A 26,484-nucleotide genomic window follows, 5' to 3' on the forward strand; every position below is an offset into this window, starting at 1 on the left:
GTTTTCTCATTTATAAAAACATTACACTTAGTTTTTTTCCTATCAATAAAAAACGAAGCACTTTTTAAAATTAAACGTAACCATTAACCCCCTTTAAATGAAAAATTTCCATTCAATGATTTTTTCAAAGTTTAATGTCAAAAAAAAAATCATATTAAACTTTTTCTGTCTATTATTCATTACAACAAGTTTTGCTCAGTTAAGTGATTTGCACTATCTACCTCCTCTAACTCAAACAGGTAATCATATGAGCAATCAAGCAATATATCTATCTACACCAGAAACAACTGCTTTTGATGTAAATATATATATTGGCACATCTGTAACACCTGTAAGTACAGTATCTGTATCCAATGCACTGCCATATACTTATACATTAGCTAATAATGATAATGGTATAACAATGTTACCAGATGCTGATGTAGGAGTCATACTCTCTACTGCTGGACTTCGATTTGAATCTGCTTCTGGAGAAAAATTTTATGTAAACTACAGAGGTAGAAATGGTGCACAAGGTGCTTCTTTAACTTCTAAGGGTAGAGCTGCTCTAGGTACACATTTTAAATGGGGTGGTATTCCTTTTTTACACGACAGAAATATATACAATGCAACATTAGGCATAATGGCTACAGAAGATAATACAACTGTAGTCGTATCAGATTATGACCCCAATTGTGTTTTTAGACAAGGAACTAATGCGGTTGGCTTAACTGATGATATTATAACTATTACATTAGATAAAGGAGAAACATACGTATTAGAGTCTGTTGGTAATAATGGAGATGCAAATAGATATGGATGGGTAGGAGCTGACATAACAGCTGATAAAGATATAGCTATTAGTAACGGAAATATTTTAGTTGGAGTTGTTGCTGGCTCAGACCTTCAGGATGCTGGTATAGACCAGCCAGTACCTATTGATATAATAGGCAGAGAATATGTTTTTATTAGAGGTAATGGTAGTAACGCATTAGAATTTCCTGTTATAATAGGTACTGCTAATGGAACTGATATTTTCATTAATGGTTCTTCAACTCCTATTGCAACTATAAACAATGGCGAATATTTTATTATCCCTGGAGCAAATTATACTGGTAGTTCTCCTGGTAGTAATATGACAGTAACAACATCTAAAAATGTATATGCTTACCAGTGTTTAGCTGGTAATTCTTCTGCAGCAACAACAGGAATGAATTTTATTGCTCCTGTAAACTGTTTACTTCCAGATAATTTAAATAATATAGGAAATATTGAAGATTTAGTTGGAATTAATTTATCTAATGCAGGTTTAACTATACTAGCTTCAAATAGTACACCAGACGCTAACATTATTGTAACAGATGGTAGCGGCACTGTAACTTTACCTGCAGCCCAAATGGCAAATGGTTTAGCTTGGAAAAGTTTTTATATACCTAACCTAACTGGTAATGTATCTGTACAGTCCTCTGGTTCAATAGCTGTTGGTGTTATTGGATTAAGTGGTTCATTAGGTATTGGAGGTTATTTCTCAGGATTCGATACCGTACCAGTTGTAGACTATACAATTACAGGTTCTGGTTGTTTAGGAAGTACAATTTCACTTACCGAAACTTTTGATTCTTATCAATGGTATAGAGATGGCGTTGCTATACCTGGTGCCGTAACAAGTAACTATACACCAACACAAATAGGAGAGCATTATGTAAATGTTTCTAAAAGTGGATGTGATTATAATTCAAATGTAATTCAAGTGTTTTATTGTCAGCCAGATATACTTGTTGAAAAAACTGCTGATAAGAGCACAATTTCTGAAGGAGAAAATATAACTTTTACTATTACAGTTGAAAGCCTTGGAGTTGATGATGTAACAAATTTAGTAATTGAAGATATATTACCTACGGGCCTAACCCTTTTTAGTGTATCTCCTAGTAAAGGCACTTGGTCTTCTCCTAATTGGACTATAGGTACTATGGTTAAAGGAGAAAAACAAAATTTAACTATAATTGCAACTGCAGATGATGTTGTTGCTCCTACGACAAGTATAGATGTAACAAATACAGTAGATAATACCCAAGACCAAATTGACTCTAACGCTTCTACTGATGATATGAGTGAAACTATTACAATTGAAAATTTAGATGATGATGGTGATGGTGATCCTGACACTACAGATTCTAACCCTTTAGACCCTTGTATATTTAGCGTTAATCAAGTAAGTGCAAATACAGACAGTAATTGGGATAATGCTGATTGTGATGGTGATGGAATAGATAATGGAACAGAAATTACTAATGGAACAGATCCATATAATAATGATACAACTCCTCCTACTGCGCCTACGGTTGATAGTCTAGTTACTAATGATACTACACCTGTTCTTACAGGTACGGCTGAACCTAACTCTACTATTACTGTTGTTGTGGGTGGTGCTACATATACTACTACTGCTAACGCTTCTGGTGACTGGACTATTGATACTCAAACAGCTACTCCAGATAGCGGAACTTTTAGCCCTAATGTTAATGGTACTAATGAAGTACAGGTTACTAGTACTGATGCGGCTGGGAATAGCACTAATGATGCTACTACTTTAGAATTAACTATTGATACCACAGACCCTACAACTCCTACGGTTGATAGTCAAGTTACTAATGATACTACGCCTGTTCTTACAGGTACGGCTGAACCTAACTCTACTATTACTGTTGTTGTGGGTGGTGCTACATATACCACTACTGCTAACGCTTCTGGTGACTGGACTATTGATACTCAAACAGCTACTCCAGATAGTGGAACTTTTAGCCCTAATGTTAATGGCACTAATGAAGTACAGGTTACTAGTACTGATGCGGCTGGGAATAGCACTAATGATGCTACTACTTTAGAATTAACTATTGATACTACAGACCCTACAACTCCTACGGTTGATAGTCAAGTTACTAATGATACTACACCTGTTCTTACAGGTACGGCTGAACCTAACTCTACTATTACTGTTGTTGTGGGTGGTGCTACATATACTACTACTGCTAACGCTTCTGGTGACTGGACTATTGATACTCAAACAGCTACTCCAGATAGCGGAACTTTTAGCCCTAATGTTAATGGTACTAATGAAGTACAGGTTACTAGTACTGATGCGGCTGGGAATAGCACTAATGATGCTACTACTTTAGAATTAACTATTGATACTACTGATCCTACAGCTCCTACGGTTGATAGTCAAGTTACTAATGATACTACGCCTGTTCTTACAGGTACAGCTGAACCTAACTCTACTATTACTGTTGTTGTGGGTGGTGCTACATATACTACTACTGCTAACGCTTCTGGTGATTGGACTATTGATACTCAAACAGCTACTCCAAATAGTGGAACTTTTAGCCCTAATGTTAATGGTACTAATGAAGTACAGGTTACTAGTACTGATGCGGCTGGGAATAGCACTAATGATGCTACTACTTTAGAATTAACTATTGATACTACAGACCCTACAACTCCTACGGTTGATAGTCAAGTTACTAATGATACTACACCTGTTCTTACAGGTACGGCTGAACCTAACTCTACTATTACTGTTGTTGTGGGTGGTGCTACATATACTACTACTGCTAACGCTTCTGGTGACTGGACTATTGATACTCAAACAGCTACTCCAGATAGCGGAACTTTTAGCCCTAATGTTAATGGTACTAATGAAGTACAGGTTACTAGTACTGATGCGGCTGGGAATAGCACTAATGATGCTACTACTTTAGAATTAACTATTGATACCACAGACCCTACAACTCCTACGGTTGATAGTCTAGTTACTAATGATACTACACCTGTTCTTACAGGTACGGCTGAACCTAACTCTACTATTACTGTTGTTGTGGGTGGTGCTACATACACTACTACTGCTAACGCTTCTGGTGGCTGGACTATTGATACTCAAACAGCTACTCCAGATAGTGGAACTTTTAGCCCTAATGTTAATGGCACTAATGAAGTACAGGTTACTAGTACTGATGCGGCTGGGAATAGCACTAATGATGCTACTACTTTAGAATTAATTATTGATACTACAGATCCTACTGCGCCTACAGTAGCTATTACTGAAGATACTAACAATGACGGTTTAATTTCTCAAGATGAATTAGTGGGTGATATTGATGCTACTATTACTCTTCCGGCTGATGCCGTGGCAGGTGATACTGTAACTATTACTGATGGTAATGGAAACTCTCAAGACATTGTTCTTAATGCTACAGATATTACTAATGGTACTATTAATGTTATAATTGCTAATCCTGGTGATGGTAACTCTATTAATGTAACTGCTAATATTACAGATGTTGCTGGGAACGTTGGCCCTAATAGCACTGCTGATTCGGCTACTATTGATACAACTCCTCCTACTGCGCCTACGGTAGCTATTACTGAAGATACTAATAATGACGGTTTAATTTCTCAAGATGAATTAGTGGGTGATATTGATGCTACTATTACTCTTCCGGCTGATGCTGTGGTAGGTGATACTGTAACTATTACTGATGGTAATGGAAACTCTCAAGACATTGTTCTTAATGCTACAGATATTACTAATGGTACTATTAATGTTATAATTGCTAATCCTGGTGATGGTAACTCTATTAATGTAACTGCTAATATTACAGATGTTGCTGGGAACGTTGGCCCTAATAGCACTGCTGATTCGGCTACTATTGATACAACTCCTCCTACTGCGCCTACGGTAGCTATTACTGAAGATACTAATAATGACGGTTTAATTTCTCAAGATGAATTAGTGGGTGATATTGATGCTACTATTACTCTTCCGGCTGATGCCGTGGCAGGTGATACTGTAACTATTACTGATGGTAATGGAAACTCTCAAGACATTGTTCTTAATGCTACAGATATTACTAATGGTACTATTAATGTTATAATTGCTAATCCTGGTGATGGTAACTCTATTAATGTAACTGCTAATATTACAGATGTTGCTGGGAACGTTGGCCCTAATAGCACTGCTGATTCGGCTACTATTGATACAACTCCTCCTACTGCGCCTACGGTAGCTATTACTGAAGATACTAATAATGACGGTTTAATTTCTCAAGATGAATTAGTGGGTGATATTGATGCTACTATTACTCTTCCGGCTGATGCTGTGGTAGGTGATACTGTAACTATTACTGATGGTAATGGAAACTCTCAAGACATTGTTCTTAATGCTACAGATATTACTAATGGTACTATTAATGTTATAATTGCTAATCCTGGTGATGGTAACTCTATTAATGTAACTGCTAATATTACAGATGTTGCTGGGAACGTTGGCCCTAATAGCACTGCTGATTCGGCTACTATTGATACAACTCCTCCTACTGCGCCTACGGTAGCTATTACTGAAGATACTAATAATGACGGTTTAATTTCTCAAGATGAATTAGTGGGTGATATTGATGCTACTATTACTCTTCCGGCTGATGCTGTGGCAGGTGATACTGTAACTATTACTGATGGTAATGGAAACTCTCAAGACATTGTTCTTAATGCTACAGATATAACTAATGGTACTATTAATGTTGTAATTGCTAATCCTGGTGATGGTAACTCTATTAATGTAACTGCTAATATTACAGATGTTGCTGGGAACGTTGGCCCTAATAGCACTGCTGATTCGGCTACTATTGATACAACTCCTCCTACTGCACCTACAGTAACTATTACTGAAGACACTAACAATGACGGTTTAATTTCTCAAGATGAATTAGTGGGTGATATTGATGCTACTATTACTCTTCCGGCTGATGCCGTGGCAGGTGATACTGTAACTATTACTGATGGTAATGGAAACTCTCAAGACATTGTTCTTAATGCTACAGATATTACTAATGGTACTATTAATGTTATAATTGCTAATCCTGGTGATGGTAACTCTATTAATGTAACTGCTAATATTACAGATGTTGCTGGGAACGTTGGCCCTAATAGTGCTGCTGATTCGGCTACTATTGATTCTACTGATCCTATAGTAGATAGCTTTACAGCTAATACAACTTCTCCTTTATTAACAGGTCAAGGAAATTCTAATGAACTTCTATTAATTGATTTAGATACAGATGGTGATGGTGTAATTGATGTTTCATATTCAGTAACAACAGATTCTACAGGAAATTGGAGCATTGATACGGCTACAGCAATACCAGATAATGGTACATTTCCAATATTAGAAGATGAAGACACCATAGAAATAATAGCTACAGATTCTGCTGGAAATATTGGTACTGGTACAGTTGTACTTTCTATTGATTCTGATAATGATGGATTATCTGATAATGAAGAAGCGGCTTTAGGTACAGATCCTAATAACCCTGATACTGATGGGGATTCTATTTTAGACGGACAAGAAGTTACTGATAATACCAACCCGCTTGATGACTGTGACTCTAACGGTGGTACGCCTCTTGACACTAGTGATTGTGATATGGATGGTTTAACTAATGCACAAGAAGCGGCTTTAGGTACAGATCCTTTTAATTCTGATTCTGATGGTGATTTAATTCTTGATGGTAAAGAAGTAGATGATGAAACTGATCCTCTTGATCCTTGTGATAATATTGGTGGTACACCTCCAACTGGTTCTGCTTGTGACATCTCTATTTACAACGACCTTGTGGGGCCTGGTGTAGATGATGGATACTTTAGAATTATTAATATTGAACAGTTCCCTAACAATACCGTACAAATCTACAACAGATGGGGCGTAATTGTTTTTGAAACTAAAGGATATGATCGTGGTTCTAATGTTTTTAAAGGAATATCTAACGGTAGAGTTGTTATTAATAAAAATGAAGAACTTCCTGCTGGTGTTTACTACTACATTATTAATTACAATAATAACGGTCAAAATAAATCTAAAGCCGGATATTTATATCTAAATAGATAACTTTAAACACAACCATTAAACGCATAAATCATAAATTATGAAAAAATTACTTCTAAGTATTGTTTTTGTCCTTCTTGCCCTGCAGAACATTTCTGCTCAGCAAGATGCACAATACACTCAATATATGTATAACACCATTGCCATTAACCCTGCTTATGCTGGTTCTAGAGGCGTATTTAGTATTGCTGCTTTGCACAGATCTCAATGGGTAGGCCTAGATGGTGCCCCTACAACACAAACGCTTAACTTTAACACTCCTGTTTCTAGAAGAGTTGGTCTGGGATTGTCTGTGGTTCACGATGAAATTGGTAACGGAACAAATCAAGATACCTATATAGATGCTGCTTTTTCTTATACAGTTCCTACTAGTGAACAAGGAAAACTATCCTTTGGACTTAAAGCTGGGGGACATTTTTTAAATCTAGATTTTTCTAAACTGGCCAATTACAGACAAGAGTCTACTCCGGCAGGGTATGATGATATCGAGAAAAAATTCTCCCCTAACTTTGGCGCTGGTATCTATTACCATACTGATAAATTCTACGCTGGTTTTTCTGTCCCTAACTTTTTAGAAACAAAACACTTTGATGATTCTCAAGGACAAAACAGTTCTTTTCTTGCCGTAGAACGTATGAACTTGTATTTAATTACAGGCTATGTTTTTGAACTTAACAGAGATTTAAAACTTAAACCTGCCGCACTTATTAAAGCTGTTAAAGGTGCTCCTATACAAGCCGATTTGTCAGCTACTTTTTTACTTAGAGATAAATTTAGCTTTGGTGCCGCATACCGTTGGGATGCTGCTCTTAGTGCTCTTGTTGGGTTTCAGCTTAGTGACCAATTAATGCTTGGTTTAGCCTATGATAAAGAAACTACTGATCTTGGAAATACCTCGTTTAATGATGGTTCTTTTGAGGTTTTTTTAAGGTACGAGCTAAGATCAAGATACAAAAAAGTAATTACGCCTAGATTCTTCTAAAAAACAAAACAAATGAAATTTAAATACATAACACTTGCCTTTTTGTTTTGTTGTGCTTTTACAAACGCACAAACCAAAAAAGAGAAAAAGGCCGATGATAAGTTTGAAAGTTACCAATACGCTGAAGCTATTGATGTTTATGAAAGACTTATTGACTTAGGATATACATCTGAAACTATTTATAGAAAATTAGCCAACTCTAACTACCTTAATGCTAGGTATGAAAATGCCGCAAAATGGTATGAGATGTTGGTTAACCTAGAAGGTGCTAACGTTGACCCTGAAGAGGTCTATAAATACGCATTATCACTAAAGTCTATTGGAGAATATGAAAAATCTGATACTTGGATGCGTAAGTTTGATGATATAAAACAGTACGACTCTAGAGCGTCTTTATTTGAAAATAATACAGACTACCTAAAAGTAATTGAAAAAAACTCGGGACGGTACAATATTAAAAACTTAGAAATAAATTCTAGTGTATCTGAATTCTCTCCTGCTTATTACAATGACAAACTTGTTTTCTCTTCTGCTAGAGATACAGGAACTGTGCGTAGAACTATTAACGAGTGGAATAACCAGCCATTTTTAAACCTGTATGCTGCTCAGTTTAATGAAGAAGGCACACCTATTAACGCTGGTAAACTAGACCGCAAACTAAATAAAAAAACACATGAATCTTCTGCTATTTTTACTAAAGATGGCAATACCATGTATTTTACCAGAAATAATTCTGATAACGGGAGATTTGCACGTGATAAAGATGGGGTTAGTAGACTTAAATTATATAGAGCTACTAAGGTAAATGATGAGTGGAAAAAAGTTACAGAATTGCCTTTTAATGGTGATGATTTTTCTGTAGCACACCCTGCCCTATCGCCTGATGAAACTAAACTATACTTTGCATCTGATATGCCTGGCACTAGAGGAATGTCTGATTTGTTTGTGGTAGATATTATTGCTGATGGTACTTTTTCTGCTCCTCGTAATCTTGGCAATAAAATTAACACAGAATCTAGAGAAACATTTCCTTTTGTTTCTAAAAACAACATCTTGTATTTTGCCTCTGATGGGCATCCCGGTTTAGGCGGTTTAGATATTTTTGCAACACAAGTAACTGACAATTTTAACGACTCTTACATCTTAAATGTTGGAAAACCAGTAAACAGTAAACAAGATGATTTCTCTTTGATTTTTGATGAAGACACTCAAAAAGGATTCTTTGCCTCTAACCGTGATGGTGGTAAAGGGTATGATGATATTTATAGCTTTATACAAACCAAAGAGCTAAATCTTAATTGCTACAATACCATTACAGGTACTGCTGTTAATCTTAAAACGGGGGCTAGTATTGCTGATGCTGCGATCCAAGTAAAAGACAAAGAGAATACCTTGGTTTTTGAAACTAAAACAGACACCAAAGGAAACTTTACACTAAATGATATTTGTTGGGATGATACCTATACCCTACTCGGAGAAAAAATAGAGTTTGAGCAAGGTACTACCTCCTTTACTATGGAACGCAATAAAGAATTAAAACCTGTTATTGTAAAATTAAATCCTATTAAAAGAGCTGCGCCTATTGGTACTGACTTAACAAAGTACTTAAAACTAGATCCTATTTATTTTGACCTTGATAAATCATTTATTAGAATTGACGGACAAATTACTATGCAACAAGTGTTTGCATACCTTAAAGAATACCCAGAGGTGGTTATTGAGGTTCGTTCACATACAGATGCCAGAGCTACTAATGAGTATAACTTAGCTCTATCTAACAGAAGAGCTAAGGAAACTGTAAAATACCTACTAGATAATGGTATTGCTCCTGAGCGTGTTTCTGGTAAAGGATTTGGTGAGTCAGAGCTTACAAACAATTGTGACTCTAACAGCAAATGCTCTGAAGAAGAACACCAAAAAAACAGAAGATCTGAGTTTATTGTAGTACAAAACTAAACAATAAAACATCCTATAAAAACAAAAAAGAGGAAGCTTTAGCTTCCTCTTTTTTGTTACATAAATAATAAACTATTTACTTATTTTCTATCCCTTTAAAAATAAAGTCTGTTAACTGCTTCTCTATCTCTATTGGGTTTACTTTTATATCATCATTGGTAATCATACTAAACAACCAACGCATAGAAGATATTACCATAAAAGTTGCAAATTCACCATCCATTTTACGAAGAGAACCTTCAGAGATACCTTCATCAATTATATTACTTACAGTACTTATATAACCGCTTCTTTTTAATTTAAACTCTTCTAATTTCTCTCCTTTTAAATTACGCCATTCATATACAAAAAGAGAAACCTCATATGGCTTGTTAAGTGTATACTGAACGTGCTTAGAAATTACAAACTTTAATTTTTCTACCGGAGAGTACGAAGAATTCATAATATTATCCAAATAGACAACAAATTCTTCTAAGGTACTAAACAAATAATCTTCTAATAACGCTTCTTTAGAATCTATATAGTTGTAAACATTTGCTACTTCAAAATTCAACTCGTGTGCAATGTCTCGCATTGTTGTGGCCTTAAAGCCTTTTTCACTTATTAACTTAAGTGTCTTTTCAAAAAATAATTCTTTTTTGGTTAATTTTTTCATAGTAAATAGGTTGTTAATATGGGGGATAATTATTTTGTAACAATAATTACAATATTATATCATAGGTCAAATATATGAACAAACGTTAACTATACAAGTTTAGTTGTGTTAAAAAAAAGCTTTTAAAAATCATTTTTATTATTATAATAAATACAGTGAATAACCTAATAGTGAATAAAAATTAATAATGAATATATTTACTAATACCTGTAAATAGATGATTTTATTAGTTATTTAAACTTTATTTAAAACCAAAAGAGGCGTATTTTTGCAGTACATTATAGACTTCCAAAAAAATGCAAAAAACATTTATAAAAACAGCTAAATTATCTTTAATACTAGTTTACTTAGTTATTATTGCTGGTGCAGTAGTTAGAATGACAGGTAGTGGAATGGGATGTCCAGATTGGCCAAAATGCTTTGGACAATATATACCACCAACCAATATTACAGAACTGCAATGGCAACCTTTTTCTTTCTTTAAAAAAGGAGAAGTAATTATAGTAGATAAAACATTGCAAATTGCTGCTAAAGACTTTACCTCTACTGCACAATTTAATACTGCAAATTGGGAAACTTACACTAAACATGATTATGCAACCTTTAATGCTACACATACTTGGATAGAGTATATTAATAGACTTTTTGGTGCTTTAGCAGGCTTAGCAACACTAGTTTTAGCTATTTTATCATTAAAATACTGGAAAACAAGAAAAACAGTTACCATACTTTCTTGGGCAATAGTATTTGCTATGGTTTTTCAGGCTTGGTTGGGTGCCACAGTAGTCTATTCTGTTTTAAACCCTGTAAAAATTACGGTACATATGGTAATGGCTTTAGCAATTGTTGCCATGTTATTGTATTTAATATATTCCGTAAAAGAAACATCAATTGTAATAGCCAAAGACAAAAAAACAAAACAGCTAATTATTGTTGCCCTGGTATTAACTTTACTACAAATAGTTTTAGGCACACAAGTTAGGCAAATGGTAGATGACCAAGCAGATATTGTTGGCGAAACAGCAAAACACCTGTGGTTAAAAAATGTTACAGTTACTTTTTATATACATAGGTCATTTTCTATTCTTGTTCTCTTATTAAACGCATATTTATTTTTTAGAATACAAAAATTAAAATTAGGATTAACTAAAATAAAATGGGTTCTAACACTGTTATTGTTAGAGATTGTTACTGGTGTAGCAATGAATTATGTTCATTTTCCGTTTGGTAGCCAAACACTTCACCTGGTTTTAGCTTCTCTACTGTTTGGAGTTCAATTTTATATGGTATTAGAACTAGTAAATACAACTAAAAGAGATAAAACTTTGTAACTTTGCAACCCGCAAAATTTAAAAAATGATTTATAAAATTAGAATTATCTTAGATGCTAAAGATGATGTGTTCCGAGATTTAGAAATTGAAGACAGCAACACACTAGAAGATTTACACAATGCCATTACACAGGCTTTTGGTTTTTTAGGAAGCGAAATGGCATCTTTTTATACTTGTGATGAAGATTGGAACCAAGATGAAGAAATTGCTCTTTTTGATATGAGTGAAAATGGTTCTGATGTTAAATTGATGAATGAAATATTTTTAGAAGATATACTTACTGAAAAAACACCTAAACTTATTTATGTGTACGACTTTTTTAGTATGTGGACTTTCTTTGTAGAACTAGCAGATATTGTTGATAATGAAGACGGTGTTACCTACCCAAATGTGCTATTTAGTTTTGGAGAACTACCTGATAGTCCGCCTGAAAAAAACTTTGAATCTGATAACCCAGAAGGTGAAAATTTTGATGACAATTACACAGATGATTTAGGTAGTTATGAAGATTTAGATTTTGATGAAAATTGGAACTAATTTTAAATACAAATAACATACTTTTACAAATACTAATTATAAAACTAGATACCATTGATAAATTTATATTCTACTCAAATAGAAAGTATTTCTATACACCGTGTTGGTAATAAAAATAAAGGCGAAGGTGCATTTTTATCTAACCAACCGTTTACTTTAAATGATGAAACTACTGGTCTTTTAAAAGAGTACTTTTTTAAACCATTTAGAGAAAAAGAAGAAAACTATTTTAAATTTACAAATGAAGTAGATGTAGAGTTTAATGAAATATACAAGCTGGCAGCAGAAATTTTTGATGCTCCAGAAAGTTGTCATGCGGTTTCTAAAAAAGTTGCTACTCATCTTTTTGAACAGTCTAACCACCCACATATAAAAAGCGGAGAGTTATACGTAACACACCTAACAGATGTGTTATTAGACAATAAGAAAATAGATGCTATTGGTATTTTTAAAAGCGAGCTTAAGCACGATTTTCTTCAGTTAATAGAAAATGGTGAAAATATAGATATTAATATATTACAAGGTATAAATATTAATAAATTAGATAAGGGTTGCCTTATTTTTAACTCTCATAAAGAGGAAGGTTACAAAGTTTTATCTGTAGATAGTAACCGTTATGACACCAAATATTGGTTAGAAAACTTTTTAGGTGTAGATGCTTTAGCAGATGAAACATTTTACACTAAAAACTATTTAAAATTTTGTCAAAACTTTGCTAAAGATGTTGTTTTACCTGCAGAAGATAAACAACAAGAGGTATTGTTTATGAATAAGGCTGTTAACCACTTTGCTAAAAATGATAACTTTGAAGAAACAGAGTTTTTAAATGAGGTAATGGAAAACCCTGAGTTAATACCAGAGTTTAAGCACTATAAAGTAGAAAAGGGGCCTAAATTTAGTGTAGAAGACGTATCAAACTTTAATATTGCAAACAAAGCAGTTTCTGATGTTCGTAAAAAAATTAAAAATGTTATTAATTTAGATACTAACATTCAAATAAAAATGGACTTTATTAACCCAGAATCTGCAGAGAAATTTGTAGAAAAAGGTTGGGATGAAGAACGCCAAATGTACTACTACCTGGTATATTTTAACAAAGAAGAAAAAAACTAAAAACCACTAATAGCGTAGTTTTTAGCTTACCATAACATTACTAATAATGGAGTATAATATTAATCTATTTTAATCCTATTCTCCATTATTTGTTTCATACTTACATCTTCATAATTACGTTTAACAAAATCCAGAGCTAAATCTAAAACCCTTCCCATTTTACGACATTTTTTAAACTGCATATCTAGGGTTAATTCATAAATTTCTTTTCTTAAAAGTTTTATATTTTCTGGAGTAGAAATTGTATCTTTTTTACAAATACTTCTAAGTTTTTTAATTCTATTTCCAGAACTTTTAATTCGTTTTGCTACTATAGATCGTTCTTCTAACTTGTATTGGTCTACAGAGCTTACTAAAAGTTTTTTTCGCACCAATTCTACCATCTGAAAGTTTTCTTTAAAAAACTGTGGTCTATATACTTTTAATTTTCCTTCAAAACATTGCTGGTCAAAATCTATTGCTCTTATTCTGTAAACAACATGGTCAAAATCATGCACAGGAACAATTACGTAGTTGTAAGATCTCATATCTCCCAACAACCTAATCATACAACGTTCATTAAACTTTACAAATTCTTTAGCTAGTTGTGCTTTTTCTGACTCTGTACATTTTGGCAGCATATCTTTTATAAAAACATCTCCTGGAATACCAGATATGTGTTCTTCTATTAAGGTGTCCTTGTATACTAAAAAGTTTAAATTGTATGGAGAAAGCATGTGCTCCAATTCTAAGCCGTAAATTCTAGATGCATCAGTCTTCTTAATATAAAAATATGTGAAATTATCATTTAAAATATTACGCACTTTTATTCTAAAAGGCTTAGAGTTTCCAAAAGTGCAAAAATCTACAGCATCAATATTTAAGTACTGAATTATGTTATCTCCACCATCAGAAAGTAAAATAGAATACACCTTTTTTAAGCTCAAATCTATTTCTGCCCTATCAAACTCAGAGTAATATACACGTACCCATAAAGTATCGTTATCATCTGAATCATAAACAACTACAGAACCAGCAAAACGCAACAAATCTTCGTAGAAGATAGGTATTTTCATTTTTCTATTATAGTGTTCTAAATAGGCGTCTAAATGACTACTTACCGGGTAAGCAGGTTTTTTTTTAGACATTAATTTTTCATCTGACATGTACTTTTCGTTTTTAATAAAAATAGGAAATAAGTTGAGATAAAAAAGAAATAATTAGCATTTATTAACTATCAATATTAACATATTACAACAACTAGTAGCATATATACAACATATATTTAGAAATTAGGAATACAATAGCTTTATTTGTTTTACTTACAATATAGATAATGAATTATATTAAATCCTTTAAAAGACTAAGCGTACTATTATTTTTAACATTTAACTATTTTGGTTTCGCTCAATTAAGTGATTTACACTATTTACCACCTTTAAAACAAGGAGGAAATAACCAAGCTGTAAGGGAACAGGCTGTGTATTTATCTACTCCAGAAACTGCTGCCTTTACGGTAAACGTTTACCAAGGTACAATTGCTGCGCCCATAGCTACTTTAACCCTTTCTAATGGCGCTCCTGTAACATACAACTTAACAAATGGAGATAATAACATTACGTTAGTAAAAAATGCAAATACAGGTATTGTATTAACTCAAAGTGGTTTACGTTTTGAATCTCCTGGAGGAGAAAAATTTTATGTAAATTATAGAGGTAGTTCTAACTCTCAATCTACTTCGCTTACAAGTAAAGGTAGGCAAGCAATGGGACAAATTTTTAAATGGGGAGGTATACCCAATAGAGGAAACCATAATAGTTTAACAAGTACATTAGGTATTATGGCTACTGAAGATAACACAGTAATAACCTTGTCTGGCTATGACCCTAACAGTGAATTTAGGTTAGGAAATAATGCCGGAGGCATTACAGATGATACGTACCAAATAACTTTAAACGCAAATGAATCTTTTGTTTTTGAAGCATACACTAAACAAACTACTGCAAATGTTGATGGTTGGTTAGGTGCTACCTTACAATCTACCAAAGATATTGTTATAAGTAACGGTGGACTTAACATTGGTGTTAGAAACAATAATTCTAGTAGAGATGCTGCAATAGACCAGCCTGTACCCCAAAATAAAATAGGAAAAGAATATGTTTTTATTCGTGGTAATGGTAATAACGAAACAGAAAAACCAATAATTATTGGTACACAAAATAGTACTGATATATTTGTTAATGGATCTGCAACACCTATTGCTACTATAAACAACGGAGATTATTTTGAAATTCCAGATAGCTATTATTCTAGTAATGCAGCTGGTGGCAATATGTTTGTAACAACTTCTAAAGATGCATATGCTTATCAATCTTTAGCTGGTGGTACCTCTATAGTTACAGTAGGTTTAAACTTTGTTGCTCCAGTAAACTGTTTGCTTCCAGATAGTCTAGATAATATTCCAGATATAAAAGATGCCGCTGGTATTACTATGAATGGTGGTGTTACAATAATTGCTTCTACCTCTACTCCAGACGGTAATATTACTGTAACAGATGGTAATGGAAATGTTACCTTACCTGCTGCCACAACTGTTACCGGATCTGCAGATTGGAAAACCTTTTATGTTCCTAACTTAACAGGTAATGTTTCTGTACAATCTACAGGACCTATTGCCGTAGGTTTTTTAGGTTTTAATGGTGCAAGAGGTATTGCAGGCTATTTTTCTGGTTTTGATACTGTCCCAGAAGTAGACTTACAAGTAACTGGTGGTGGCTGTTTACCTGGTTCTATAATACAAGTTGTTGATGCAAATTTTGATGCATATCAATGGTTTCAAAACGGAACAGCTGTGCCTGGTGCAATATTCTCTAGCTACACACCTAATGAAGCAGGAGATTATTTTGTTAGGGTAACCAAAGGTGGTTGTACCTATGACTCTCAGCCAATAGCTGCTTATTACTGTTTACCAGATATTGTTGTGAAAAAAACAGCCAATGTAAGTTCTGTTTTAGAAGGTGATGTTTTTGAGTTTAAAGTAACAGTAGAAAGCCTTGGTATTAATGATGTTACCAACTTAAAAATCACAGATGTTATTCCCGCTGGTTTAACATTACTATCCGCTAGTCCTAGCGTAGGAAGTTGGTCTGCTCCAGAATGGACAATAGGAACTATTAGTCAAGGAGAATTGGTATCTATTATTTTAGAAGTTAAGGCAGATGAATTACCTTTTAATTCTAGTACAACATCTTACACCAATACAGTTACCAACTCCCAAGACTAAGTAGATAGTAATACTACTAGTGATGATATGTCTGAAACAATTAACATTACTAATAATGAAGTTACTGTTACAAAAGTTGCTTTACCTGCACCAGACGGATCGTATGATTCTTTAAACGAGCAAATTACGTATTTACTAATTGTAACCAATAATGGACCAAACACCCTAACTAATGTAACTATATCAGACCCTATTGCAGATTCTGGTAGTATTAGTCCGGCATCTGTTGCTACATTAGCCCCATCTGCATCTGCAAGGTTTACATTAACACATAGTATAAATAATTCAGAGCTAATGGCTTTAATGGTAACAAATAGTGCTACAGCTCAAGCAGAATTACCAAATGGTTTTAGTATTTCAGATACCTCTGATGACCCAAGTGATAGTACTAATTTTGATGCTAATAGTGATGGTGAACCAGATGATGTTACTATTGTAATTTTAGGAAGACCTAAAACAGTAATCACAAACAGAAAAATTACCCACAGAGTAAAGCTAAACTAAATTTTACAAACCTTTTTTGTAAGACTTTGTAACAAATTCTATAGTAGTTCGTCATATGACCATAACAATCATAAAACCAACTACTTTTGAAAACAATTCTTAAAGTTCAAAATCTAACAAAAAAATACGGGTATTTAACCGCTGTAAAAGACTTATCTTTTACTATTGAAAAAGGCAATGTCTATGGCATATTAGGTCCAAACGGAAGTGGCAAATCTACTACTCTTGGTATTGTACTTAATGTAGTAAATAAAACATCTGGAGATTTTAGTTGGTTTGATGGGAATACAAATACACACCAAGCATTAAAAAAAGTTGGAGCCATTATAGAAAGGCCTAACTTTTACCCATATATGACGGCTGTACAAAACTTAAAGCTAGTTTGTAAAATTAAAGAAGTAGATGAGTCTAAAATTGAAGAAAAACTAGAGTTAGTTGGACTTTTAGATCGTAAAAACAGTAAGTTTAAAACCTATTCTTTAGGTATGAAACAACGCTTAGCTATAGCCTCTGCCCTACTTAATGATCCTGAAATACTTATTTTAGATGAGCCAACAAATGGCTTAGACCCCCAAGGAATTCACCAGATTAGAGAAATTATAAAGGTTATTGCTGCTCAAGGCACCACCATATTACTAGCTTCTCACTTATTAGATGAAGTAGAAAAAGTGTGTAGCCACGTAGTAATTTTAAGAAAAGGAGAAAAATTATATTCTGGTCGTGTTGATGAAATGATTGTTAGTTATGGCTTTTTTGAGTTAAAAGCAGAGGACAATGAAGCACTTTTATCATTTTTAAAACTAAATCCTAATTTTAGTAATGTTAGAGAAGAAAATGGTTTAATTATAGCAGATTTAAAAGCTGAAATGAATGCTTCAGAATTAAATAAAGAACTGCATAATAATGGTATAATTTTATCTCATTTAGTAAAACGTAAAGAAAGCTTAGAAGAGCAATTTTTAGAGCTTACAAAAAACCAATCTAACTAATTACAACAATCAAAAAAACTTAAAAATATGTTACGTTTACTACAAATAGAATTTATAAAACTATGGAACAACAGAGCTAGTAAAATTCTTATACTATCTTATTTTATTTTAATGATACTCATTGCTGGTATTTCTATGATAAAAGTAGATTTTGGCCCTTTAAAATTTCATATAGCAGATGTTGGTATTTTTAATTTCCCATACATTTGGCATTTTAACACCTTTATGGCTGCTTTTCTTAAGGTATTTTTAGCTATTGTTATAGTTTCTATGATAGCTAATGAGTACAGTAATAAGACTATAAAACAAAACCTAATAGATGGTTTATCAAAAAAAGAGTTGATACTTTCTAAATTTTTAACAATAGGAGTATTTTCTTTAGCCTCTACAATATTTATATTTTTAATATCCTTGCTATTAGGATTAATATATTCTGATTTTAATGAGTTTTCTATTATATTTTCTGATTTAGAGTACTTAGCTGCCTACTTTATAAAGCTTATTGGGTTTTTCTCTTTTTGCTTTTTTGTAGGTATTTTGGTAAAACGCTCTGCTTTTGCTCTAGGCTTTTTATTTATCTGGTTTATTGGAGCAGAAATTATTCCGTACACTTATTTAGCTTCTAAATATTCTAAAGAATTAGCAGATAATGTAACTAGTTTTTTCCCTTTTGGATCTATGTGGAGTACAATAACTGAACCTTTTAGCAGGTTAAATGTTATAAAATCTGCCGCAAAGCAAGTTGGTGAGGATATCTCTAGAGATTATAGTGTGCAACCTTTACAATTACTAATTGTGTTATGTTGGACCGCTATTTTTATATATTTATCATACATATTACTAAAAAAGCGAGATTTATAATCTCGCTTTTTTAATTTACGAATTGTAAAAAGAAAAAAGTTTAATTAAATCTTCTTTTTTCTTCAAATTTAAATTATTTTGCTTTATATAGCTTTCAATATCTTTCTCTTTGCTGTCAAATAATCCCATAATATCTTTTTTCTTCTTTGGTAACTTAACTGCAATGTTTTCTTTATTTGAATAATATAAAGCATCATCTTCTCTCTCTAATCTTTTTGGCTCAGATTTACCATAACCAGTTTTGGCTTTATGAGCTTCATAAAATTTAATTGTTTGTTTTAATAATAATGAAATTTTATCTCCTTCATTTAGCAAAAGAAAGTAACCTGTTCTTTTTCCTTTATCATAATCAAACATCTTATATACTTCATTTGTACCGATAAAAGTAATAGGTAAGTCATAAAAACGAGATAAATAATAAGCATCATTACCTCGCTGAATTTCCATTTCATCTTTATAAGCATTATACCTTACAAAAAATGTTTTTTTATCCTTTGCCAATTTAGCTGGCCTAAAATCATCTACTATATAACTATCTCCTTTAATATCGTTTGATGAAGAACTATCAAAAGACGCAACAGTCATTCTACTATACAAGTTTGTTAAATTAACATCAGAAACTTGAGCCTCTAAATGTAGAACACCTATAAATAATACAATAAATAGTGTTTTTAATTTGGTTATTGATTTTTTCATAATGACTATTTTTAATAATTTTAATAATACTATAAATTTCTTACAAAAATCAAACCATTCATATAATTAATATATAATTTTATGTTAAAAAAACGAGATTTATAAGTATATTTAAGCGTTTTAGAGAACGCTTTTATGAAATCAACCACAAAACTACTCCTTGCAATAGCTATGCTATTGCCCCTACTCTCTTTTGGTCAAACTCAGGCTTCTAATTGGTATTTTGGAGAAGGTGCTGGCTTACGCTTTAATAATGATGGTAGTGTTACTGCCGTTACAGATGGTAAATTAAATACAACAGAAGGTTGCGCAACAATATCTGATGATACTGGGAACTTATTATTTTATACTGATGGCATACGTGTTTTTACAAAAGACCATACAATAATGCAGAATGGTACGGGCTTGTATGGTGATCCTTCTAGCTCGCAATCTGCATTGATTGTTCCCAACCAAAAAGACACTAATATTTTTTACATTTTTACTGTAGATACTAGTGTTTTTGAAGCAGACCCTGATTATGGCCTTAATTACTCTACTGTAGATATGTCTTTAGATGGAGGAAAAGGTGCGGTAACCTCTAAAAACGTTAGACTGTTAGATTATTGCTCAGAGAAAATTACAGCAGTTCTTAAAGATTGTTTTGATAAGTCTGTTTGGGTTATTACCTATGCAACTAATGATGGTAGTGAAGGTATTTTTGATACTTTTCACGCCTTTGAAGTTAATGATACTGGCGTGGTAACCACATCTGTAAAATCTAAAGTAAGTAGTTTAATTTCTGATAAAAGAGGTTACTTAAAACTATCTTCAGATGGTACTAAAATGGCATCGGCTAACGTTAGCCAGGGATTATATTTATATGATTTTGATGCTGACACTGGTGTACTTACAAATGAACAACGCATAAACATTAATGCTCCAAATAAAGATCCATACGGTCTAGAGTTTTCGCCTAACAACGAGTTGCTTTACGTACACACCTACAATGCTCAACAAGGATTAACCACAGAAACATCTAACCTTTTACAATACAATTTAATGGCTCCTAGTATTTCTGCTAGTGAAGTTGTTTTAGATGACAGAGATATTTACCGTGGCGCATTACAATTAGGTGAAAATGGTAAAATATACAGAACCATTGCTACTAATTATGACCAAGGAACACAGTATTTAGGCGTTATTAATAACCCTAACCAAATTGGCACAGCAGCTGGTTACCAACATAATGCCGTTAATTTACAAGGTAAATTAGCAACACAAGGCTTGCCACCTTTTATACAGTCTTTTTTTGCTAAAGAAGATTTGGTTAAAAATACAGACGGTAGTACCAGTCCGTCTTTAACTATTTGTGAGGCAGATAACTTTACGCTAGAAGTAGACAATCTTCCTGGAGCAACGTATACTTGGTCTTTAAATGGAGTTCCAATAACAAATAATAGTAATGTATTAAATGTTACTAATGCTACATTAGCAGATGTAGGAAAATATGCATTAGAAGTGACTCCTGCAGACCCAGCTGAATGTCCCATAATTGGTGAAGCACAAGTAAATATAAATCCGTTACCTATTGCTATAAATACCACTTTAACACAGTGCGATTTAGACAGTGATTCTACAGATGGTTTTGCTAGCTTTAATTTAGAGCAAGCTAGTTTTGATATCTCTAACGGTATTGCAGAGAATACGGTTAACTTTTATGCTTCTGTTGCAGACAGAGATGCCAATTTACCTATAACAAACCCTGTTGGTTTTACAAACACAAACTTTAAAAGCCAAACAATTTATACTAGTGTTACTAATGAAAATGACTGTGTTGTGTATGCAGAACTTTATTTAGAGGTACAACCCACCACTAGCAGCTTACCAACTAAATTACCTTATTATGCTTGTGATATTAATCCTTTAGATACAGAGGTTACTGGATCTTTTAATTTAGAAGATATAAAAACTTTAGACTACCCAGGCTTAGAAGTTAATTTTTATGCATCTATCACAGATGCATCTTTAGAATTAAACCCAATTTCTGGTGAAAATTACATTTCTACTAGTGCTACACTATATGCAAGATTAGAAGCTAGCAACCAATGCCAAGGTGTAGAAGAAATTACTTTAATTGTACAGCCAACACCACAAGTTATTATTAATGATGAGTATTATTTGTGCACAGATAACCCTATTTTAGAGCTTAATGCAGAACCAGGTTATGATATTTACCAATGGTTTAAAATTGAAGCTAATGGCACAGAAAATTTAATATCTAGCTCTGTTAATACTGTTATTAATACTATAGGAAACTACAGATTAGAACTTGGGTACAGTTATAATGGCGGCGCACAAAACTGTACAAACTCTAAGCAATTTGTTGTTACGCCATCTAACATTGCTACTATTACTAATGTAGAGGTTAAAGATTTAAGTAACAATAATAGCATTAGCATTATTGTTACTGGAGATGGTGATTATGAGTATGCTATTTTAGATCTCCGTGGACCTTACCAAGATAGCAACACTTTTACAAATGTACCTGCTGGTATTTTAGAGGTATTTGTTAGAGATAAAAAAGGATGTGGAACTACAGCTCCTTATAGTGTTTCTGTAATTGGTTACCCTAAAATGTTTACTCCTAATGGAGATGCTATTAATGATACGTGGCAAATTAACGGTATAAGCACTACTTTTTTAGCTAAAAGTGATATTTATATTTTTGATAGGTATGGTGTACTTGTTGCTAAAATAGATCCTAGCTCTAATGGTTGGGATGGTGACAGCAAAGGTATTCCTGCTCCTGAGTCTGATTATTGGTTTAGAGCTAAATTAGAAAATGGCAGAGACTTTAATGGTCATTTTTCTTTAAAACGATAAGCTGCGCTAGGGATTGAAGCGGCACCACGTATTTGCCCTAAAGCAAAACGGAGTATAGCGTAAAGCCCGCCCGAGCGCCCAAAATACATTGCTTATTTGTATGCTTTTATTGCGGTATTTGTTACTTTTAATCTATGAAATTTAAAGTTGTATCAAAATTTGAACCTACTGGTGACCAACCACAAGCAATTAAAGAGTTGGTTAAAGGGGTAAATGAAGGAGAAAAACACCAAACTTTACTAGGAGTTACAGGCTCTGGAAAAACGTTTACGGTGGCAAATGTGGTAGAAAAGGTACAAAAACCTACCTTGGTTTTAGCACATAACAAAACGTTGGCTGCGCAATTGTACTCTGAGTTTAAGCAGTTTTTTCCTGAGAATGCTGTGGAGTATTTTGTGTCTTATTATGATTATTACCAACCTGAAGCTTATATACCTACTACGGGAACTTTTATAGAAAAGGATTTATCTATTAATGAAGATATAGAAAAATTGCGTTTAAGTGCCACTTCTTCCCTATTGTCTGGCCGTAGAGACGTGATTGTTATTGCATCTGTGTCTTGCTTATATGGTATTGGTAACCCTGTAGAGTTTCAGAAAAATGTAATTTCTATTAAAAGAGACCAGGTAATATCTAGAACCAAATTTTTACATCAATTGGTACAGAGTTTATACTCTAGAACTACTGAAGATTTTAGAAATGGTAATTTTAGAGTTAAAGGAGATGTGGTAGATGTTTTTCCTAGTTATGCAGATCATGCGTTTAGAATTCATTTTTTTGGTGATGAAATAGAAGAAATTGAAGCTTTTGACCCATTACACAACAAAGTATTAGAGGTATATGAAAATTTAAATATTTACCCTGCTAATATGTTTGTAACATCGCCAGATATTTTACAAAATGCCATACATGCTATACAAGCAGATATGGTAAAACAGGTTGATTATTTTAAGGAAATTGGAAAACATTTAGAAGCTAAACGTCTTGAGGAACGTACTACTTTTGATTTGGAAATGATACGTGAACTTGGCTATTGTTCTGGTATAGAAAACTACTCTAGATATTTAGATGGTAGACTACCGGGAACTAGACCCTTTTGTTTATTAGATTATTTTCCGGATGATTATTTAATGGTGATAGACGAGAGTCACGTTACTGTACCACAAGTACACGCTATGTATGGTGGTGACAGAAGTAGAAAAGAAAACTTAGTAGAATATGGTTTTAGATTACCAGCTGCAATGGATAACAGACCATTAAAGTTTGAAGAGTTTGAAATGATACAAAACCAAGTAATACACGTAAGTGCTACACCTGCAGATTATGAGTTACAACTAAGTGGTGGTGTGTATGTAGAGCAAGTAATTAGACCTACAGGCTTACTAGACCCTATAATAGAAATAAGACCTAGTTTAAACCAAATTGATGATTTGGTAGAGGAAATACACTTACGTATAGAAAAAGATGAGCGCACTTTAGTTACTACACTTACTAAGCGTATGGCGGAAGAATTAGCTAAATATTTAGACCGAATTAGTGTACGTTGCCGCTACATACATAGTGATGTAGATACTTTAGAACGTGTAGAAATTATGCAAGATTTGCGTAAAGGTTTGTTTGATGTACTTATTGGTGTTAACCTTTTAAGAGAGGGATTAGATTTACCTGAGGTGTCTTTAGTTGCTATTTTAGATGCGGATAAAGAAGGTTTTTTACGTAGTGCACGCTCTTTAACACAAACTGTAGGTAGAGCTGCAAGAAATGTAAACGGTAAAGCCATTATGTATGCTGATAAAATTACAGCTAGTATGCAAAAAACTATTGATGAAACAAACTACAGAAGAGAACGCCAAATTGCTTACAACACTAAACATAACAAAAAGCCTATGGCTTTAAATAAAAGTTTGGATAGTGCTTTGTCACAAAATTCAGTTTCTACTTACCATTTTGAAAAAGAAGAAGCAAGAGCTGCAGAGCCAGATATGGCTTACTTAACTACAGACCAAAAGGATAAAATGATACGTGAAAAACGTAAAGCTATGGAAAAAGCTGCTAAAGAATTAGATTTTATGGAAGCCGCTAAATTAAGAGATGAAATAAAAGCTTTACAGGAAAAATAAAAAATGCCCTAAGTAATTTTACTTAGGGCACTTTACAAAAACTAACCAACCAAATCTAATATTGCTTTATCCTAGCGTATAAAACAATATTTTAAACTTATTATGCAATCTCTATTAACCTTTTTGGCTTAGGTAATGCTTCTTCTTTTTTAGGTAACGTAAATTTTAAAACTCCATTTTTATAGGTAACATTAATACTATCTTCATTTATAGTATCTGGCAAACTAAAGGTTCTTTTAAAACTTTTTACACTAAATTCTTTTAATGAGAACTTTTCGTTTACATCTGTTTTAACTTTTTCATCTAACACAGATACAGATAAAATATTTTTATCTATTTCTATATTAAAATCTTCTTTTTCTCTACCTGGAGCTAATAACTCTAAAGTGTAATCTTTTTCGTTTTCCTTAATATTTACTGGTGCTGTATTAGATGTATTATTCTCTAAGCCACCATACCAATCTGTATTTAATATTTCATTTAATAATGAAGGAAAAACTGTATTTCTTTTAACTAAACTCATAACTAACAATTTTAAATTTTAATAATTATTCTTGTTAAGTTACTTTTCAAATTATATACCAACCATAAATTAATGACTTTTTGTCATAAATAACTGGTGTGTATATGACAAAAGGACAGGGTTTAAATATTATACACGCCAAATTATGCTGTACCTAACTAAAAAAGGAGACACAGTTATGAAAAAAAATAGCAATAAAGGAGTTATATTAGTTCTGCTGTGCTTTAAAAGCTTGCTCTATAACATTTAATGGAACCTCTTTATTAGGGTAATTATGCATTATAGATAATACTTGTTGTATGGCCATTGGAGATAAGCCCATACCTAAACCTAATTTATGTAGTTTATTAATTTCTAATATAGATTGTTTTTCATCTACATTCATTAATTTAACTAGGTTAAAAAAATGACTAATTTTTTCTGCTTCTGTACCTGGTTTTATACGTTCTATTTTTGCTTCAAAAAGAGAATCTAAAACAACAGCATCTACACCTAAATCTTCTGCAACTTCTACTAAAAAGTCATACTCAGATTGTACTAGGCCGTCAACCTTTGCCAAATCAATTAAATCTAATAATATACTTAGTTTTTTTAAATAATTGGTTTTTACAGACATAGCTAATTTTATTAGCGGCAATATACTGCATTTTATAAAAAACATCCAAGAAATGGTTCATAAATTGTATAACTGATACATATCTATGTATCAATGGTATATTTATAGTAACTTTGTACAAAATAATATATTTATATATGACGAATAATGATGTCCTAAAAAAATTGAGAGTAGCACTTATGCTACGTGATGATGATATTGTGGAAATATTAAAATTGGTAGACTTTAAAATTTCAACAAGTGAACTTGGTGCTTTTTTTAGAAAAGAAGATCATCCTAAATATATGGAGTGTGGTGATCAAATATTACGTAATTTTTTAAACGGATTGGTTATATATTTACGCGGTTCTAAGGACAACCCAACTACACCTGCTGAGGCTTTGGCTAAAAAAGGAAAAACTACTTTACCTAAAAAAAAGATATACAACAATAACAAACCTAAACCTATTTATAAAGATAAGGTTAGAGAAAAAAATAAAAATCAGGACTTAAGTACTGTAAAATACAAGAACAAAAAGAAATAATTTTTTGTTGGGTACAAAAAAAAGGGACAATCACTT

Annotated in this window: 18 protein-coding genes; 13 read left to right on the forward strand and 5 right to left on the reverse strand. The window is 32.8% G+C overall.

Annotation, left to right across the window (positions count from 1 at the left end):
* Positions 1-247 precede the first annotated feature (247 nt).
* The 3 genes from CELLY_RS16840 to CELLY_RS00425 are packed head-to-tail and all read left to right on the forward strand — an operon-like array spanning position 248 to position 9,851.
* Positions 248-6,916: an Ig-like domain-containing protein gene (locus CELLY_RS16840; protein ID WP_244847025.1), complete on the forward strand. Its 6,669-nt coding sequence runs from the start codon at positions 248-250 to the stop codon at positions 6,914-6,916.
* A 37-nt stretch (positions 6,917-6,953) separates the two neighbouring features.
* A complete protein-coding gene (locus CELLY_RS00420) occupies positions 6,954-7,895 on the forward strand; it encodes a PorP/SprF family type IX secretion system membrane protein (RefSeq protein ID WP_013619669.1) in 942 nt (313 codons plus the stop codon).
* 12 nt (positions 7,896-7,907) lie between these two features.
* Positions 7,908-9,851 carry an OmpA family protein gene (locus CELLY_RS00425; RefSeq protein ID WP_013619670.1) on the forward strand — a complete coding sequence of 648 codons (1,944 nt, stop codon included), beginning with the start codon at positions 7,908-7,910 and terminating at the stop codon, positions 9,849-9,851.
* 76 nt (positions 9,852-9,927) lie between these two features.
* On the opposite strand, the gene CELLY_RS00430 is transcribed toward CELLY_RS00425, so the two are convergent.
* The gene (locus tag CELLY_RS00430) at positions 9,928-10,506 is read right to left on the reverse strand and encodes a TetR/AcrR family transcriptional regulator (protein WP_013619671.1); all 579 of its coding nucleotides are present in this window, start codon (positions 10,504-10,506) and stop codon (positions 9,928-9,930) included.
* A 296-nt stretch (positions 10,507-10,802) separates the two neighbouring features.
* Here CELLY_RS00430 and CELLY_RS00435 point away from each other — a divergent pair, with 296 nt between their 5' ends.
* From CELLY_RS00435 to CELLY_RS00445, 3 genes are read left to right on the forward strand one after another with little or no spacing between them, the layout of a single operon-like run.
* Positions 10,803-11,837, forward strand: coding sequence for a COX15/CtaA family protein (locus CELLY_RS00435; RefSeq protein WP_013619672.1), 1,035 nt, complete (start codon positions 10,803-10,805; stop codon positions 11,835-11,837).
* Positions 11,838-11,862: 25 nt separating this feature from the next.
* Positions 11,863-12,375 carry an IS1096 element passenger TnpR family protein gene (locus CELLY_RS00440; RefSeq protein WP_013619673.1) on the forward strand — a complete coding sequence of 171 codons (513 nt, stop codon included), beginning with the start codon at positions 11,863-11,865 and terminating at the stop codon, positions 12,373-12,375.
* A gap of 54 nt (positions 12,376-12,429) precedes the next feature.
* The gene (locus CELLY_RS00445; protein ID WP_013619674.1) at positions 12,430-13,488 is read left to right on the forward strand and encodes a nucleoid-associated protein; all 1,059 of its coding nucleotides are present in this window, start codon (positions 12,430-12,432) and stop codon (positions 13,486-13,488) included.
* 59 nt (positions 13,489-13,547) lie between these two features.
* Here the strand turns inward: CELLY_RS00445 and CELLY_RS00450 are convergent, their stop codons facing one another.
* Entirely contained in the window at positions 13,548-14,633 is a 1,086-nt protein-coding gene (locus CELLY_RS00450) for a hypothetical protein (protein WP_013619675.1), read from the reverse strand.
* Positions 14,634-14,803: 170 nt separating this feature from the next.
* On the opposite strand from CELLY_RS00450, the gene CELLY_RS00455 reads away from it, so the two are divergent.
* From CELLY_RS00455 to CELLY_RS00470, 4 genes are all read left to right on the forward strand, one after another.
* Positions 14,804-16,750 carry a DUF11 domain-containing protein gene (locus CELLY_RS00455; protein ID WP_013619676.1) on the forward strand — a complete coding sequence of 649 codons (1,947 nt, stop codon included), beginning with the start codon at positions 14,804-14,806 and terminating at the stop codon, positions 16,748-16,750.
* 27 nt (positions 16,751-16,777) lie between these two features.
* The gene (locus CELLY_RS00460; RefSeq protein WP_013619677.1) at positions 16,778-17,254 is read left to right on the forward strand and encodes a DUF7507 domain-containing protein; all 477 of its coding nucleotides are present in this window, start codon (positions 16,778-16,780) and stop codon (positions 17,252-17,254) included.
* Positions 17,255-17,340: 86 nt separating this feature from the next.
* The gene (locus CELLY_RS00465) at positions 17,341-18,243 is read left to right on the forward strand and encodes an ABC transporter ATP-binding protein (protein ID WP_013619678.1); all 903 of its coding nucleotides are present in this window, start codon (positions 17,341-17,343) and stop codon (positions 18,241-18,243) included.
* A 27-nt stretch (positions 18,244-18,270) separates the two neighbouring features.
* A complete protein-coding gene (locus CELLY_RS00470) occupies positions 18,271-19,104 on the forward strand; it encodes an ABC transporter permease (RefSeq protein ID WP_013619679.1) in 834 nt (277 codons plus the stop codon).
* A 15-nt stretch (positions 19,105-19,119) separates the two neighbouring features.
* Here the strand turns inward: CELLY_RS00470 and CELLY_RS00475 are convergent, their stop codons facing one another.
* Positions 19,120-19,800: a hypothetical protein gene (locus CELLY_RS00475; protein WP_013619680.1), complete on the reverse strand. Its 681-nt coding sequence runs from the start codon at positions 19,798-19,800 to the stop codon at positions 19,120-19,122.
* A gap of 135 nt (positions 19,801-19,935) precedes the next feature.
* Between CELLY_RS00475 and CELLY_RS00480 the strand changes: the two genes are divergently transcribed.
* On the forward strand, positions 19,936-22,665 hold the full coding sequence (locus CELLY_RS00480; protein ID WP_013619681.1) for a T9SS type B sorting domain-containing protein: 2,730 nt from the start codon (positions 19,936-19,938) through the stop codon (positions 22,663-22,665).
* 134 nt (positions 22,666-22,799) lie between these two features.
* The gene (gene uvrB / locus CELLY_RS00485; protein WP_013619683.1) at positions 22,800-24,785 is read left to right on the forward strand and encodes an excinuclease ABC subunit UvrB; all 1,986 of its coding nucleotides are present in this window, start codon (positions 22,800-22,802) and stop codon (positions 24,783-24,785) included.
* 100 nt (positions 24,786-24,885) lie between these two features.
* Here uvrB and CELLY_RS00490 read toward each other — a convergent pair whose 3' ends face one another.
* Together CELLY_RS00490 and CELLY_RS00495 are read right to left on the reverse strand one after the other, a co-directional pair.
* Complete coding sequence (locus tag CELLY_RS00490) at positions 24,886-25,308, reverse strand: Hsp20/alpha crystallin family protein (RefSeq protein ID WP_013619684.1); 423 nt, start codon at positions 25,306-25,308, stop codon at positions 24,886-24,888.
* A gap of 208 nt (positions 25,309-25,516) precedes the next feature.
* Positions 25,517-25,924 carry a hypothetical protein gene (locus tag CELLY_RS00495; protein ID WP_013619685.1) on the reverse strand — a complete coding sequence of 136 codons (408 nt, stop codon included), beginning with the start codon at positions 25,922-25,924 and terminating at the stop codon, positions 25,517-25,519.
* Positions 25,925-26,061: 137 nt separating this feature from the next.
* Here CELLY_RS00495 and CELLY_RS00500 point away from each other — a divergent pair, with 137 nt between their 5' ends.
* A complete protein-coding gene (locus CELLY_RS00500) occupies positions 26,062-26,448 on the forward strand; it encodes a DUF1456 family protein (protein ID WP_013619686.1) in 387 nt (128 codons plus the stop codon).
* The last annotated feature ends 36 nt before the right edge of the window (positions 26,449-26,484 follow it).

Origin of the sequence: Cellulophaga lytica DSM 7489 (genome assembly GCF_000190595.1) — a bacterium.
GTDB classification, from domain to species: Bacteria; Bacteroidota; Bacteroidia; order Flavobacteriales; family Flavobacteriaceae; genus Cellulophaga; species Cellulophaga lytica.

Bases quoted from the DNA above. Each gene is read 5' to 3' on its own strand.
- CELLY_RS16840 (WP_244847025.1), top strand. From the start codon at position 248: ATGAGCAATCAAGCAATATATCTATCTACACCAGAAACAACTGCTTTT.
- CELLY_RS00420 (WP_013619669.1), top strand. From the start codon at position 6,954: ATGAAAAAATTACTTCTAAGTATTGTTTTTGTCCTTCTTGCCCTGCAG.
- CELLY_RS00425 (WP_013619670.1), top strand. From the start codon at position 7,908: ATGAAATTTAAATACATAACACTTGCCTTTTTGTTTTGTTGTGCTTTT.
- CELLY_RS00430 (WP_013619671.1), bottom strand. From the start codon at position 10,506: ATGAAAAAATTAACCAAAAAAGAATTATTTTTTGAAAAGACACTTAAG.
- CELLY_RS00435 (WP_013619672.1), top strand. From the start codon at position 10,803: ATGCAAAAAACATTTATAAAAACAGCTAAATTATCTTTAATACTAGTT.
- CELLY_RS00440 (WP_013619673.1), top strand. From the start codon at position 11,863: ATGATTTATAAAATTAGAATTATCTTAGATGCTAAAGATGATGTGTTC.
- CELLY_RS00450 (WP_013619675.1), bottom strand. From the start codon at position 14,633: ATGTCAGATGAAAAATTAATGTCTAAAAAAAAACCTGCTTACCCGGTA.
- CELLY_RS00455 (WP_013619676.1), top strand. From the start codon at position 14,804: ATGAATTATATTAAATCCTTTAAAAGACTAAGCGTACTATTATTTTTA.
- CELLY_RS00460 (WP_013619677.1), top strand. From the start codon at position 16,778: ATGTCTGAAACAATTAACATTACTAATAATGAAGTTACTGTTACAAAA.
- CELLY_RS00470 (WP_013619679.1), top strand. From the start codon at position 18,271: ATGTTACGTTTACTACAAATAGAATTTATAAAACTATGGAACAACAGA.
- CELLY_RS00475 (WP_013619680.1), bottom strand. From the start codon at position 19,800: ATGAAAAAATCAATAACCAAATTAAAAACACTATTTATTGTATTATTT.
- CELLY_RS00480 (WP_013619681.1), top strand. From the start codon at position 19,936: ATGAAATCAACCACAAAACTACTCCTTGCAATAGCTATGCTATTGCCC.
- uvrB (WP_013619683.1), top strand. From the start codon at position 22,800: ATGAAATTTAAAGTTGTATCAAAATTTGAACCTACTGGTGACCAACCA.
- CELLY_RS00490 (WP_013619684.1), bottom strand. From the start codon at position 25,308: ATGAGTTTAGTTAAAAGAAATACAGTTTTTCCTTCATTATTAAATGAA.
- CELLY_RS00495 (WP_013619685.1), bottom strand. From the start codon at position 25,924: ATGTCTGTAAAAACCAATTATTTAAAAAAACTAAGTATATTATTAGAT.
- CELLY_RS00500 (WP_013619686.1), top strand. From the start codon at position 26,062: ATGACGAATAATGATGTCCTAAAAAAATTGAGAGTAGCACTTATGCTA.